We start from the raw sequence: 13352 nt of genomic DNA, 5'->3' as shown, positions 1-13352 counted from the left end.
ACGGTGTTCTTCACGCATGCGAAGATCCCTCCGGAAGAAGGCATCGTAAGGATGCCCTTCGTCGCCCGTGCCCCGAATGCGGGAATAGGATGGACGCAGCGCCCGCGTGACGCCGACGGCCCGAAGCCCACCGTTTGGGGCCCTCTCCGGGGGCCGTCCTCGTCCGCCGAGGCCGCCCCACCGTGTTTCGATCCAAGGAGGACGCACGTGTCTGCACCAGCACGCGTCACACCGTCGGTATCCGAGACCACCTCCCGAGTCCCCCGCGGCACCCTCTACCGCGGGAACGAGGGCATGTGGTCATGGGTGCTCCACCGCATCACCGGCGTCGCCATCTTCTTCTTCCTCCTCGTGCACATCCTCGACACGGCCCTGATCCGGGTCGCGCCGGACGCGTACGACGCAGTGATGAGCTCGTACAAGAACCCGATCATGGGGCTCGGCGAGGTCGTGCTGGTCGGCGCCGTCGCCTATCACGCCTACAACGGGCTGCGGATCATCCTGGTCGACTTCTGGCCCTGGGCGACCCGCCACCAGCGCCAGCTGTGGTGGGGCGTCATCGCCCTGTTCCTGGCGACGATGATCCCCTTCGCCGTACGCCACCTGTCGATCGTCTTCGCCTACGGCTGGGGAGGAGAGCACTGATGACCCTCGGACAGACGCAGGGCGGCGCCGCGATCGCCGACCCCCGCTCCCCGCGCACCGCGGTGCGCCGCAAGGGACCGAACCTCGAGAAGTGGGGCTGGATCTACATGCGCGCCTCGGGCGTGCTGCTGGTGGTGCTGATCTTCGGCCACCTCTTCGTCAACCTCATGCTCGGCGAGGGCATCCACGGCATCGACTTCGCCTTCGTCGCCGGCAAGTTCGCCTCGCCGTTCTGGCAGTGGTGGGACGTGCTGATGCTCTGGCTCGCCCTCATCCACGGCGCCAACGGCATGCGGACGATCGTGAACGACTACGTCATGCACGACAAGACCCGCCGGGTGCTGGTGTGGGCGCTGTGGCTCACCGCCGCCTTCCTCATCCTCCTCGGCACGCTCGTGGTCTTCACCTTCGACCCGTGCATCCCCAACCTCAGCGACGGAAGCGTCCTGGCCGAGATCTGCAGCGCCTGACGCAGACCCCCTCGCCACGACTCAGAACGCAGCACAGAACAGAGGCACCCCACACGTGAGCACTCAGACCGCGGACTCCTACGTCAAGGACGGCGTCCACTACCACCAGTTCGACATCGTCATCGTGGGGGCCGGCGGCGCGGGCATGCGCGCCGCCATCGAGGCCGGCCCCGGCGCGAAGACCGCCGTCATCACCAAGCTGTACCCCACCCGCTCCCACACCGGCGCGGCGCAGGGCGGCATGGCGGCGGCGCTGGCCAACGTCGAAGAGGACTCCTGGGAGTGGCACACCTTCGACACCGTCAAGGGCGGCGACTACCTGGTCGACCAGGACGCGGCCGAGATCCTCGCGAAGGAGGCCATCGACGCGGTCATCGACCTCGAGAACATGGGCCTGCCCTTCAACCGCACGCCCGAGGGCAAGATCGACCAGCGCCGCTTCGGCGGCCACACCGCCGATCACGGCAAGACGCCGGTGCGCCGCGCCTGCTACGCCGCCGACCGCACTGGCCACATGATCCTGCAGACGCTCTTCCAGAACTGCGTCAAGCTCGGCATCAACTTCTTCAACGAGTTCTACGTCCTCGACCTCATCACGGTGAAGAACGCCGACGGCGGCACCGAGATCGCGGGCGTCGTGGCGTACGAGCTCGCCACGGGCGACCTGCACGTGTTCCACTCGAAGGCCGTGATCTTCGCCACCGGCGGCTTCGGCAAGATCTTCAAGACGACTTCCAACGCCCACACCCTCACCGGTGACGGCGTCGGCATCATCTGGCGCAAGGGCCTGCCCCTGGAGGACATGGAGTTCTTCCAGTTCCACCCCACGGGCCTCGCCGGACTCGGCATCCTGCTCACCGAGGGCGCGCGCGGCGAGGGGGCGATCCTGCGGAATGTGACCGGCGAGCGCTTCATGGAGCGCTACGCGCCGACCATCAAGGACCTCGCGCCCCGCGACATCGTCAGCCGCTGCATGGTGCAGGAGGTCGCCGAAGGACGCGGCGCCGGCCCGCACCGCGACTACGTGCTGCTGGACTGCACCCACCTCGGCGCCGAGGTCCTCGAGACCAAGCTCCCCGACATCACCGAGTTCGCCCGCACCTACCTCGGCGTCGACCCGGTGGTGGAGCCCGTGCCCGTCATGCCGACCGCGCACTACGCGATGGGCGGCATCCCGACCAACAACGACGCGCAGGTGCTCAGCGACAACACCACGGTCGTCCCGGGCCTGTACGCCGCCGGCGAGTGCGCGTGCGTGTCGGTACACGGCTCCAACCGCCTCGGCACCAACTCGCTCCTGGACATCAACGTGTTCGGCAAGCGGGCGGGCCGCAACGCGGTCCAGTACGTGCAGAGCGCCGACTTCGTGCCGCTGCCCGAAGACCCCGCCGCCGAGGTGCGCAACCTGATCGAGGGCCTGCGCAACAACCAGGGCACCGAGCGCATCGCCGTCCTGCGCAAGAAGCTGCAGGACGAGATGGACCGCAAGGCCCAGGTCTTCCGCACCGAGGAGTCGCTCGGCGAGGTCCTCGATGTCATCGAGGAGCTCCGCGAGCGCTTCCGGAACGTGCACGTCGACGACAAGGGCAAGCGGTTCAACACCGACCTGCTCGAGGCCGTCGAGCTCGGCTTCCTGCTCGACATCGCGGAGGTCGTCGTCGTCACCGCGCGCAACCGCAAGGAGAGCCGCGGCGGTCACATGCGCGACGACTTCCCCCAGCGCGACGACGAGAACTACATGCAGCACACGATGGCGTACCTCTCGGGGGATGCCGGCTCGTCGAAGGCCGACGACCACATCCGCCTCGACTGGAAGCCCGTCGTGGTGACCCGCTACCAGCCGATGGAGAGGAAGTACTGATGGCCACCTCGGCAACCGACGTCATCGAGCGCACCGACGCCGACGCCCCCGTGCGCGCGCAGGAGACCGCGAGCGACACCGGCATCCAGTCGTTCCTCGTCACGTTCATCATCCGTCGCTTCGACCCGGAGGTCGACGAGGAGCCGCGCTGGGTCGACTACGACGTCGAGCTCTATTCGACCGACCGCGTGCTGGACGCGCTCCACAAGATCAAGTGGGAGGTCGACGGGTCGCTGACCTTCCGGCGCTCGTGCGCCCACGGGATCTGCGGCTCCGACGCGATGCGCATCAACGGCCGCAACCGCCTGGCGTGCAAGACCCTCATCAAGGATCTCGACATCTCCCAGCCGATCTACGTCGAGGCGATCAAGGGCCTGCCGCTGGAGAAGGACCTCGTCGTCGACATGGAGCCCTTCTTCGCGTCGTACCGCGAGGTGCAGCCGTTCCTCATCGCGAGCTCCACGCCGGAGCCGGGCAAGGAGCGCATCCAGTCCATCGTCGACCGCGAGGTCTTCGACGACACCACGAAGTGCATCCTGTGCGCCGCGTGCACCTCGTCGTGCCCGGTGTTCTGGACCGACGGCCAGTACTTCGGACCGGCCGCGATCGTCAACGCCCACCGCTTCATCTTCGACTCGCGCGACGACGCCGGCGATGTGCGCCTCGACATCCTCAACGACAAGGAGGGCGTGTGGCGCTGCCGCACCACCTTCAACTGCACCGAGGCGTGCCCCCGCGGCATCGAGGTCACCAAGGCCATCGCCGAGGTGAAGCAGGCGGTTCTGCGCGGACGCCCGTAGACGCCGCGCACGCTGGACGACCGGATGCCGCATCGCACTGCGATGCGGCATCCGTCTGTCGATAATGTGAGGTCCGTGAGCCATCGGGACGACGCGCAGGAGAAGCCGCGCCGCCATGCGCAGGGCCACGAGCAAGCCCGGGACCAGGCCGACGCCGCCCAGCGCGAGGAGGAGTCGCTCCGCGCGCGGTGGGAGGCGACGCAGACGAGCCTGCGTCAGCGCTTCGACGAGCCGCTGAGCCGCGCGACGGCGATCACGCAGCGCACGCTCGCCTGGTTCCCGGTGCGCGTGTGGCGCCACTTCCTGCAGCACAACGGCTTCCTGCTCGCGGCGGGCGTGAGCTACCAGGCGCTGTTCGCGACGTTCGCGGCGATCTATGTGGCGTTCGCGATCACCGGCCTCTGGCTCGGCGGCAGCGAGCAGGCCATCGAGGGCCTCATCGACCTCATCAACAGCTACATCCCCGGTCTCATCGCGCCGGAGGGCGGGCTGTTCACCCCCGACCAGGTGACCGAGGTCGCCACGAGCAACGCCGGCGTGCTCGGCATCACAGGCATCATCGCGCTCGGCACCCTGATCTGGACCGCGATCGGGTTCGTCACCTTCACGCGCCGCGCGGTGCGCGACATCTTCGGCCTGCCGCCCGACAGCCGCAGCTACGTCTACCTGAAGGTGCGCGACCTCATCGGCGCCGGGCTGTTCGCGCTCGCCCTCGTGCTGGGCTTCGCAGCCACCTCGATCGGGACGTGGGCGCTCACGTGGGTGTTCTCGATCCTCGGCTGGGACGACGCGTCGGGGTGGATCGGGGTCACGGCCACCGTAGGCACGATCCTCATCTCGTTCGCCATCTACAGCGCCGCGCTCGGCGCGCTCATCCGCTTCCTCACCGGGACCGAGCTCCCCCCGCGGCGGATCATCCCCGGCGCCCTGCTCGGCGGGGGCGCGATCACCGTGCTGCAGCTGTTCACCGGCTGGCTCTTCGTCTACACGCCGACGAACGCGCTGCTGGCCACCTTCGCGATCTTCGTCGGCCTGCTGCTGTGGTTCCGCATCATCGGCATCATCATGCTCGTCGCCGCCGCGTGGATCGCGGTGTCGGCACAGGACGAGGAGATCCCCCTCCTGCCGCAGACGGAGGCCGACCGGCTGGCGGCCGAGCATGCGGCGCTCCTGGTCGCCGCGCGCGTGCGCCTGCGCACCGCCGAGGAGGCGCGCGACAGCGCGCCGTGGTACCGGATCTGGACGGCGAACCGCGCCGTCCGCGCCGCCGAGGACGAGCTGGCCCAGGTCGAGGCGGCGACGCCGCCCGTGCAGAAGAAGGCCGGCAGCCTGTTCGAGTGAGTGTCGGCGGTGCCGGATAGTCTTGCCGTCGTGTCTCGCCGTGTTCGCATCGCCTCTGTCAACGTCAACGGAATCCGCGCGGCGACGCGCAAGGGCATGCTCGAGTGGCTCGACGCCGCCGACATCGACGTGATGGCGCTGCAGGAGGTGCGCGCGACCGAGGACGAGCTGCGCGCGGCCCTGCCCGGGTGGGAGATCGTCAACGACGAGGCGCTGGCGAAGGGCCGCGCCGGCGTCGCCGTGGCCAGCCGGATGCCCTCGGTCGAGGTGCGGCGGGTGCTCGGGCCCGCGGCGGAGGACGCCGCCGATGTGCTCGACAGCGCGGGCCGCTGGATCGAGGCCGACTTCGACATCGACGGCGAGCGCCTGATCGTGGTCAGCGCCTACGTCCACACCGGAGAGGCCGAGACGCCGAAACAGGACGCCAAGTGGGCCTTCCTCGATGCGATGGAGAAGCGGATGCCGCAGCTGCGCGCCGCCTCGCCGCTCGCCCTCGTGATGGGCGACCTCAACGTCGGGCACCGCGAGTTCGACATCCGCAACTGGAAGGGCAACGTCAAGAAGGCCGGCTTCCTCCCCCGCGAGCGGGCGTACTTCGACCGGTTCTTCGGCGACGAGGGTGCCGACGTCACGGGCGCCGACGGGTCGGTCGGCCCGGGCCTCGGCTGGGTCGACGTCGGCCGCCGGTTCCACGGCGACGTCGACGGCCCCTACACGTGGTGGTCGATGCGCGGACGCGCGTTCGACAACGACACCGGGTGGCGGATCGACTACCACCTCGCGACGCCCGAGCTGGGGGCGCGGGTCGCCGACTATCGCGTGGTGCGGGCGCCCTCGTGGGACACCCGGTGGAGCGACCACTCCCCCGTCGTCGCGGACTACACGATCGGCCGCTGACCGCTCGCCGAGCCGCGCCGGCACCCGCGGGCGGCGCGGAGCGGCGGCATCCGCTTTGTAGGATTGTCGGATGACCAAGTCGCGTCTCTATTCCGGCATGCAGCCCTCCGCCGACTCGCTCCAGATCGGCAACTACATCGGGGCCCTCATGCAGTGGCGCGATCTGCAGGAGTCCTACGACGCGTTCTTCTCGGTGGTCGACCTCCACGCGATCACCGTCGCGCAGGATCCCGAGCACCTCCGCGAGAAGACGCGCCGCACGGCCGCGCAGTACATCGCGGCGGGGATCGAGCCGTCGAAGTCGACGCTGTACGTGCAGTCGCACGTGCCCGCGCACCCCGAGCTCGCGTGGATCCTGTCGACGATCACCGGCTTCGGCGAGGCCGGCCGCATGACGCAGTTCAAAGACAAGTCGCAGCGCTACGGCACGGACGCGACCTCCGTCGGGCTCTTCACCTACCCGGTGCTGATGGCCGCCGACATCCTGCTCTACCAGACCGACATCGTGCCTGTCGGCGACGACCAGAAGCAGCACGTCGAGCTCACGCGCGACCTCGCCGAGCGCTTCAACAGCCGCTTCGGCAAGACGTTCCGCGTGCCGACGCCGGTCATCCAGCAGGAGACCGCGCGCATCTACGACCTGCAGAACCCGACCGCGAAGATGTCGAAGTCTGCCGAGACGGATGCCGGCGTGCTCTGGCTGCTGGACGACCCGGCGGTCTCGGCGAAGAAGATCATGCGCGCCGTGACCGACTCCGAGGGGTCGGTGCGGTACGACCGCGAGACCAAGCCCGGCGTGTCGAACCTGCTGGTGATCTACGCGGCGCTGACGGGCCGCCAGATCCCGGCGATCGAGGACGAGTACGCGGGCCGCGGCTACGGCGACTTCAAGAAGGGCCTGGCCGAGGTCGTGGTGAACGAGTTCGGTCCGGTGCGCGAGCGCGCCCTGCAGATGCTCGACGACCCGGCAGAGCTCGACCGCGTGCTGGCCGCGAACGCCGCCAAGGCCGAAGAAGTCGCCAACCGCACGCTCGCCGACGTCTACGACAAGGTGGGGCTGCTCCGCCGTACCCGCTGACTCCCCGGCCTGCCGCGGGCAACCCCACGCGCCCGGCCCTAGGCTGGGCCGATGGAGCCGGTCGTCCTGCGCACGCCTCGCCTCGAGCTGTCGCTCCCCCGGGAGGACGATGTCGACCTGATCCACGCGGCCTGCCAGGATGCCGACATCCAGCGGTACACCCCGGTGCCGGTCCCGTACGAGCGGGAGCACGCGGCGGCGTTCGTGGAGCGCATCCCGCGCGACTGGGAGGCGAACCAGCACCTGACCTGGATCATCCGCGAGAGCGACCGCCTCGTCGGCACCATCGGGTTCTACCGCGTCGACGGACGAGGAGCCGGTGAGATCGGCTACTGGATGGCGCCCTGGTCTCGCGGCGGCGGTCGGCTCCGCGAGGCGGCCGAGGCGGTGATCGACTGGGGGTTCTCGTCCGACGGTCTGGGCCTGGTCCGCATCGAGTGGCGGGCGGTCGTGGGGAACGTCGCCTCTGCCAAGCTCGCCCGCACGCTCGGCTTCCGGTACGAGGGACTGCTGCGCAAGGCGCTGACGGGCGCGCACGGGCGCGACGACGGCTGGATCGCCGGCCTCCTCGCGTCCGACGACCGCGGGCCGCAGAACTGGGCGGTCCTCGCGGACTGACCGGCCCCCGCCGCTCGCCGCGAACCCGGCGGGTTCGCCGGCCCTGCCGTCGCGGGCCCATGGCAGGATGAGCGCATGCCCGAGATGCCCGAGGTTCAGGGGCTCGTCGACTTCCTCCGCGAGCGGCTCACCGGCGTGCGCATCGAGCGCGCCACGGTCGCGAACATCGCGGCGCTGAAGACGTACGACCCGCCGATCGACGCGCTGAAGGACGCCGAGATCACGGGGGCCGAACGCCACGGCAAGTTCATCGACCTCGCCACGACCGGCCCGCACCTGGTGTTCCACCTCGCCAAGGCGGGGTGGCTGCGCTGGTACGACGAGCTGCCTAAGACCGTGATCCGCCCCGGCAAGACACCGATCGCGCTGCGCGTGGCGCTCGCCGACGGCGCGGGCTTCGACCTGACCGAGGCGGGCACGAAGAAGTCGCTCGCCGTCTACGTCGTCCGCGAGCCCGCCGACGTGCCCGGCATCGCCCGGCTCGGCCCCGACCCGCTCGACCCGTCCTTCTCGCGCGACGTGTTCGCGTCCCTCATCGAGGGCCGGCGCACGCAGATCAAAGGCGTGCTGCGCGACCAGGCGATCATCGCCGGCGTCGGCAACGCCTACTCCGACGAGATCCTCCACGCGGCGAAGATGTCGCCGTACGCGCTCGCGTCCTCGCTGTCGGACGCCGACATCACGCGCCTCTTCGACGCGATGACGCAGACGCTGACGGATGCCGTCGCCGAGGCGTCCGGCAAGCCTCCGGCCGAGCTCAAAGACGCCAAGCGCCGCGGCATGCAGGTGCACGGCCGGCGAGGCGAGACCTGCCCCGTGTGCGGCGACGAGGTGCGCAGCGTGTTCTTCGCCGACAACTCGCTCGAGTACTGTCCGACCTGCCAGACCGGCGGCAAGATCCTCGCGGACCGCCGCCTCTCGCGCCTGCTGAAGTAGGCGCCGACGCGCCGGGACCCCGCGGCGCCCGTCGAGGCCTCAGCCGAACGGCGGTGTCTCGGTGGTGCCCATGAGCACGCGGGCGTCGTCGTCGACCCAGTCCAGCGACTTCGACACGGCCTTGCGCCACTGCCGGAATCGCCGCTCGCGCTCGTCCTGCGCCATCCGCGGCTCGAAGCGGACGTCCTCCTGCCAGTGGGCGCGCAGCTCGTCGAGGTCGCGCCAGACCCCCGTCGCCAGGCCCGCGGCGTACGCGGCGCCGAGCGCCGTGGTCTCGACGACCTTCGGGCGCACCACCGGGATGCCGAGGATGTCGGCCTGGAACTGCATCAGCAGGTCGTTGCGCGTCATGCCGCCGTCCACGCGGAGCTCGTCGAGCGTCCGTCCCGTGTCGGCGACGACCGCCTCGATGACATCGCGGGTCTGGAAGGCCGTCGACTCGAGGGCGGCCCGCGCGATGTGCCCCTTGTTGACGTAGCGTGTGAGGCCGACGAGCGCGCCGCGTGCGTCGGGGCGCCAGTACGGCGCGAAAAGCCCGGAGAACGCCGGCACGAAGTACGCTCCGCCGTTGTCGTCGACGGTCGAGGCGAGCGTCTCGACCTCCTCCGAGCGCTGGATGATGCCGAGGTTGTCGCGCAGCCACTGGACCAGCGAGCCGGTCACGGCGATCGAGCCCTCCAGCGCATAGCGCGCGGGCTCGTCGCCGATCCGGTAGCCGACGGTGGTGATGAGCCCGCTGCCGGAGCGGATGATCTCGGTCCCGGTGTTGACGAGCAGGAAGTTGCCCGTGCCGTACGTGTTCTTCGACTCTCCCGCGTCGAACGCCGCCTGCCCGAAGGTCGCCGCCTGCTGGTCGCCGAGGATCCCGGCGATCGGGGCGCCGTGGAGGACCTCCGGCAGCAGCGATTCGCCGACGACCTCCGATGAGGAGCGGATGGCCGGCATCATCGCCCGCGGGATGCGCCAGGTCGCCAGCAGCTCGTCGGACCAGTCGAGGGTGCGCAGGTCCATCAGGAGCGTCCGCGAGGCGTTGGTGACGTCGGTGACGTGGATGCCGCCGCGCGCGCCGCCGGTGAGGTTCCACACCACCCACGTGTCGGGCGTGCCGAACAGCAGGTCGCCCGCCTCCGCGGCCGCGCGCGCGCCGGGCACGTGGTCGAGGATCCACGCCACTTTCGACGCCGAGAAGTAGGTCGCCAGCGGCAGACCGGTGGTGTCGGCGAATCGGTCGCCCCCGCCGTCGCGCGACATCTCGTCGATGCGCGGCTGCGTGCGGGTGTCCTGCCAGACGAGGGCGTTGTGCACGGGCCGGCCGGTGCGCTTCTCCCACACGACGGCGGTCTCGCGCTGATTGGTCACGCCGATCGCCGCGACCTCGGACGCGCCGATCCCGGCGCGCGAGAGGCACGAGGCCACCACCCATTCGGTGTTCGTCCAGATCTCGACCGGATCGTGCTCGACCCAGCCCGCGCGGGGGAAGATCTGCTCGTGCTCGCGCTGCGAGACGGCGACGACCGCGCCGCCGGAGTCGAACACGATCGCGCGCGTCGAGGTCGTGCCCTGATCGATGGACAGCACGTGGTCGGGCAACCTCGTCTCCTTCCTCGGCGGGCGGCAGTACCCGCGACGGCGCCCTCGGGCGCGGTGCGGTCAGGCTATCGTGCCGACGCCGGGGACCACGTCGGGTCGGCGGCGTGGACCCGCTCGAGGGCACGGGCGATCTCGAGGGAGACGCGGTCCGCATCCCACCCGAGCACCGGCGCGACGGCGTCGGCGACCTCGGCCACCGCGTCGGGCGTCGCACCGCCGGTGAAGGCGATGCTCGTGCGGCGCAGGAGCAGGTCGTCGAGGTGCGCGACGTCCTCGGTCGCCGCGAGGTGCCGCAGCTCGCCCGAGCTGTAGGAGGGCGCGTGGTCCAGGAGCGCGTCGTCCGGGTCCTGTGCGATGGCCTCGACGACGGATGCCGCGACCGTGCCGTAGCGGTCCAGCAGCGTCGCCACGCGCGCGGCGGGGACGTCCACGGCGTGCGAGGCGATCCACTGCTGCCGCGCGCGCTCGGTGACGGGGTAGCCCCGGCCGCCGCCGATCGGCAGGCCGCGGGTGGAGCGACGGCGGGGCTGGGCGAGCAGCTCGAGGGCGCGGTCGGCGAGGTCCTCGGCCGAGGCGCGGAAGGTCGTCCACTTGCCGCCGACGAGGCTCAGGACCGTGGCGTCCCCTCCCACGAGCGGGGCGGACTCGATGCGATAGTCCCGCGAGACGAAGCCGGGCGAGAGCTCGCCGTGGCCCGGCAGCGGCCGCAAGCCCGAGAACCGGTAGACGATCTGCGAACGCTGCACCGGCACGGTGGGCAGCACCTGCCCGACGAGGTCGATGAAGTAGTCGACCTCGGCCTCGGTGCACACGACCGGGTCGCCCATCTCGTGCTCGAGGTCGGTGGTGCCGACCAGCACGCGACCCTTCAGGGGGTAGATGAGGACGATGCGGCCGTCCTCGTTCTCGAAGAACAGCTCCCGGCCGCCCGTCGCAGCGAGCAGCTCGGGGTGGTCGAGCACGATGTGCGAGCCCTTGGTGCCGCCCATGTAGCGTGTCGGGTCGCCCAGGGCAAGGTTCGTCAGATCCGTCCACGGTCCGCTGGCGTTGACGACGACGGATGCCGCGAACCGCGTCTCCTCGCCGCTCAGCGCGTCGCGCAGCACGACCCGTCCGCGGTCGACCCCCACCGCCGCGGTGTGGTTCGCAGCGCGCGCGCGCTCGCCGCCGGCGATGCGGCCGTCGCGCAGGACGTCGATCGCCAGGCGCTCGGGGTCGTGGAGCGAGGCATCCCAGTAGGTGGCGGTGTACTTCACGTCGGGGTTCAGCTGAGGGAGCTGCGCGAGCGAGCGCTTGCGGCCGTGGAACGTGTGGCGCGGCACGGTGCCGCGCCCGAACAGACCTCCGCCACGGGAGAAGGAGTCGTAGATGACCAGCCCGATCTTGATGAGCGCGGCGCCGCGCTCCCGGTGCTTTCCGCCGCCGTGGCGGAGGAAGCGCAGCGGAGCGGAGAGGACGCCGGAGAAGGTGGAGAAGATCGGGATGGTCGTCTGCAGCGGGCGCACGTAGTGCGGTGCGGTCTTGAGCAGCGCGTTGCGCTCGGTGACCGCCTCGTGCACGAGACGGAACTCGCCGTTCTCGAGGTAGCGGATGCCGCCGTGGATCATGTGGGACGAGGCCGCGGAGGCGCCGCTGACGAAGTCGTCCTTCTCGACGAGCGCGACGTCCACGCCCTGGATGGCGAGGTCGCGGAAGGTGGCGAGGCCGTTGATGCCGCCCCCGATGATCAGCACGTCGGCATACGGACGCGCCGAAAGTGCCTCGAATCCTCGCTCCGAACCCGCCGTCATCGCCGGCCCCCTTTCGTGTCGCTGGTGACCATGATGACACCTCTGGACGTCCTTGCAGGCCATATGCACATACGTGCAGAATGGCACGATGGAGCAGATCGGCGACGCCCGGACGGTGCAGCGGGCCCTCACCGCCGCGCACCTGTATTACGTGCAGGACCGCACGATGGAGGCGATCGCCCGCGAGCTCGGCACGTCGCGTTCGACGGTGTCGCGCCTGCTCACCCATGCGCGCGCCGCGGGCATCGTCGACATCCGCATCCGGTCTCCCTTCGCCGCCCCCGAGGGGCTCGAGGAGCGCCTGGCCGAACGGTTCGGCATCGCGGCCGACGTCGTTCCGGTGCCCGAGGACGCCACCGAGGTCGACCGCCTCCAGCGCGTCGCGATCGCCGCCGCCCACATCGTCGCCGACCTCGTCCAGGACGACATGACGGTGGGTGTCGCGTGGGGGTCGACGACCGCCGCGGTGAGCCGGCATCTGGTGCCCAAGCCGGTCCACGGCGCGACGTTCGTGCAGCTCAACGGCTCGGGCAACACGCACACGACCGGCCTCCTGTACGCCAGCGAGATCCTCAGCCGCTTCGCCGCGGCGTACGACGGCAGCGCGCAGCAGTTCCCGGTGCCGGCATTCTTCGACGACCCGGCGACGAAGCGGGCGATGTGGCGGGAGCGCAGCACCCGCCGGATCCTCGACATGCAGACGTCGATGGACCTCGTCGTCTTCAGCACCGGCTCGGCGGGCTCGCAGGTGCCCAGCCACGTGTACAGCGGCGGCTACCTCGAGGCGGGCGAGCTCGACGAGCTCGCCGACGAGGGCGTGGTCGGCGACGTCGCGACGGTCTTCTACCGCGCCGACGGCTCGAGCGACGGCATCACGCTCAACGCCCGCGCGACGGGCCCGAGCCTCGACCTGCTGCGGCGGATCCCCCGGCGCCTGTGCATCGTCTCGGGCGTCTCGAAGCTCGCGAGCCTGCGCGGGGCGCTGGCCGCGCGCATCGCCACCGACCTGGTCGTGGACGAGGCCACCGCGCGCGCGCTGCTGGAGTGACGGCCGCATGCCGCGCCCGCCTCGCGACGAAGTACATGCGAAGACATGGAATGAATGAACGGATGCCGCGTTGACTACACTCGTGAGCATCAACGTGCTCCGGGGTCGGTGAGAATCCGAACCGGCGGTGACAGTCCGCGAGCCGAGGCATCAGCATCCGATCGGATGCCGCCACGGCCGATCCGGTGGAACTCCGGAACCGACGGTGATGCGACGGGTATCCGTCGCTAGTCCGGATGGGAGGCAGCACGAGCGGCGCCCTGCGCGCCGCGGCTTCC

Annotated in this window: 12 protein-coding genes and 1 riboswitch; of the genes, 10 read left to right on the top strand and 2 right to left on the bottom strand. The window is 70.4% G+C overall.

The window, feature by feature from the left end; all coding sequences use genetic code 11:
- The first annotated feature begins 207 nt into the window (after nt 1–207).
- The 9 genes from sdhC to V6R91_RS30210 all read left to right on the top strand — a co-directional run bounded on the left by sdhC (nt 208) and on the right by V6R91_RS30210 (nt 8646).
- Nucleotides 208–645 (top strand): succinate dehydrogenase, cytochrome b556 subunit, encoded by a 438-nt coding sequence (sdhC, locus tag V6R91_RS30250; protein WP_336398401.1) that lies wholly within the window; start codon nt 208–210, stop codon nt 643–645.
- Entirely contained in the window at nt 645–1115 is a 471-nt protein-coding gene (locus V6R91_RS30245; protein ID WP_336398400.1) for a succinate dehydrogenase hydrophobic membrane anchor subunit, read from the top strand. The genes sdhC and V6R91_RS30245 overlap by 1 nt, the downstream gene beginning before the upstream one ends.
- 55 nt (nt 1116–1170) lie before the next feature.
- Complete coding sequence (gene sdhA, locus V6R91_RS30240) at nt 1171–2976, top strand: succinate dehydrogenase flavoprotein subunit (protein WP_336398399.1); 1806 nt, start codon at nt 1171–1173, stop codon at nt 2974–2976.
- Entirely contained in the window at nt 2976–3776 is an 801-nt protein-coding gene (locus tag V6R91_RS30235; RefSeq protein WP_336398398.1) for a succinate dehydrogenase iron-sulfur subunit, read from the top strand. The genes sdhA and V6R91_RS30235 overlap by 1 nt, the downstream gene beginning before the upstream one ends.
- A gap of 75 nt (nt 3777–3851) precedes the next feature.
- Nucleotides 3852–5117, top strand: a complete 1266-nt coding sequence (locus tag V6R91_RS30230; protein WP_336398397.1) for a YihY/virulence factor BrkB family protein — start codon at nt 3852–3854, stop codon at nt 5115–5117.
- Nucleotides 5118–5147: 30 nt separating this feature from the next.
- Entirely contained in the window at nt 5148–6014 is an 867-nt protein-coding gene (locus V6R91_RS30225) for an exodeoxyribonuclease III (RefSeq protein WP_336398396.1), read from the top strand.
- Nucleotides 6015–6084: 70 nt separating this feature from the next.
- Entirely contained in the window at nt 6085–7092 is a 1008-nt protein-coding gene (gene trpS / locus V6R91_RS30220; protein ID WP_336398395.1) for a tryptophan--tRNA ligase, read from the top strand.
- Between the two features lie 51 nt (nt 7093–7143).
- Nucleotides 7144–7710, top strand: coding sequence for a GNAT family N-acetyltransferase (locus V6R91_RS30215; RefSeq protein ID WP_336398394.1), 567 nt, complete (start codon nt 7144–7146; stop codon nt 7708–7710).
- Nucleotides 7711–7785: 75 nt separating this feature from the next.
- A complete protein-coding gene (locus tag V6R91_RS30210) occupies nt 7786–8646 on the top strand; it encodes an Fpg/Nei family DNA glycosylase (protein ID WP_336398393.1) in 861 nt (286 codons plus the stop codon).
- Between the two features lie 39 nt (nt 8647–8685).
- Here V6R91_RS30210 and glpK read toward each other — a convergent pair whose 3' ends face one another.
- Both glpK and V6R91_RS30200 read right to left on the bottom strand, forming a co-directional pair.
- Nucleotides 8686–10236, bottom strand: a complete 1551-nt coding sequence (glpK, locus tag V6R91_RS30205; protein ID WP_336398392.1) for a glycerol kinase GlpK — start codon at nt 10234–10236, stop codon at nt 8686–8688.
- 65 nt (nt 10237–10301) lie between these two features.
- Entirely contained in the window at nt 10302–12026 is a 1725-nt protein-coding gene (locus tag V6R91_RS30200; RefSeq protein WP_336398391.1) for a glycerol-3-phosphate dehydrogenase/oxidase, read from the bottom strand.
- 88 nt (nt 12027–12114) lie between these two features.
- On the opposite strand from V6R91_RS30200, the gene V6R91_RS30195 reads away from it, so the two are divergent.
- Entirely contained in the window at nt 12115–13074 is a 960-nt protein-coding gene (locus V6R91_RS30195) for a sugar-binding transcriptional regulator (protein WP_336398390.1), read from the top strand.
- Nucleotides 13075–13165: 91 nt separating this feature from the next.
- A riboswitch (FMN riboswitch) is annotated at nt 13166–13327 on the top strand.
- Nucleotides 13328–13352 lie beyond the last annotated feature (25 nt).

It is taken from the genome of Microbacterium sp. CCNWLW41, from assembly GCF_037083505.1.
The sequence above is the reverse complement of the archived record's forward strand: the minus strand, read 5'-3'. Positions and strand labels throughout refer to the sequence as shown.

Coding starts and splice junctions, on each gene's coding strand:
- V6R91_RS30200 (WP_336398391.1), bottom strand. CDS start 12,026: ATGACGGCGGGTTCGGAGCGAGGATTCGAGGCACTTTCGGCGCGTCCG.
- V6R91_RS30210 (WP_336398393.1), top strand. CDS start 7,786: ATGCCCGAGATGCCCGAGGTTCAGGGGCTCGTCGACTTCCTCCGCGAG.
- V6R91_RS30215 (WP_336398394.1), top strand. CDS start 7,144: ATGGAGCCGGTCGTCCTGCGCACGCCTCGCCTCGAGCTGTCGCTCCCC.
- V6R91_RS30195 (WP_336398390.1), top strand. CDS start 12,115: ATGGAGCAGATCGGCGACGCCCGGACGGTGCAGCGGGCCCTCACCGCC.
- V6R91_RS30245 (WP_336398400.1), top strand. CDS start 645: ATGACCCTCGGACAGACGCAGGGCGGCGCCGCGATCGCCGACCCCCGC.
- trpS (WP_336398395.1), top strand. CDS start 6,085: ATGACCAAGTCGCGTCTCTATTCCGGCATGCAGCCCTCCGCCGACTCG.
- V6R91_RS30235 (WP_336398398.1), top strand. CDS start 2,976: ATGGCCACCTCGGCAACCGACGTCATCGAGCGCACCGACGCCGACGCC.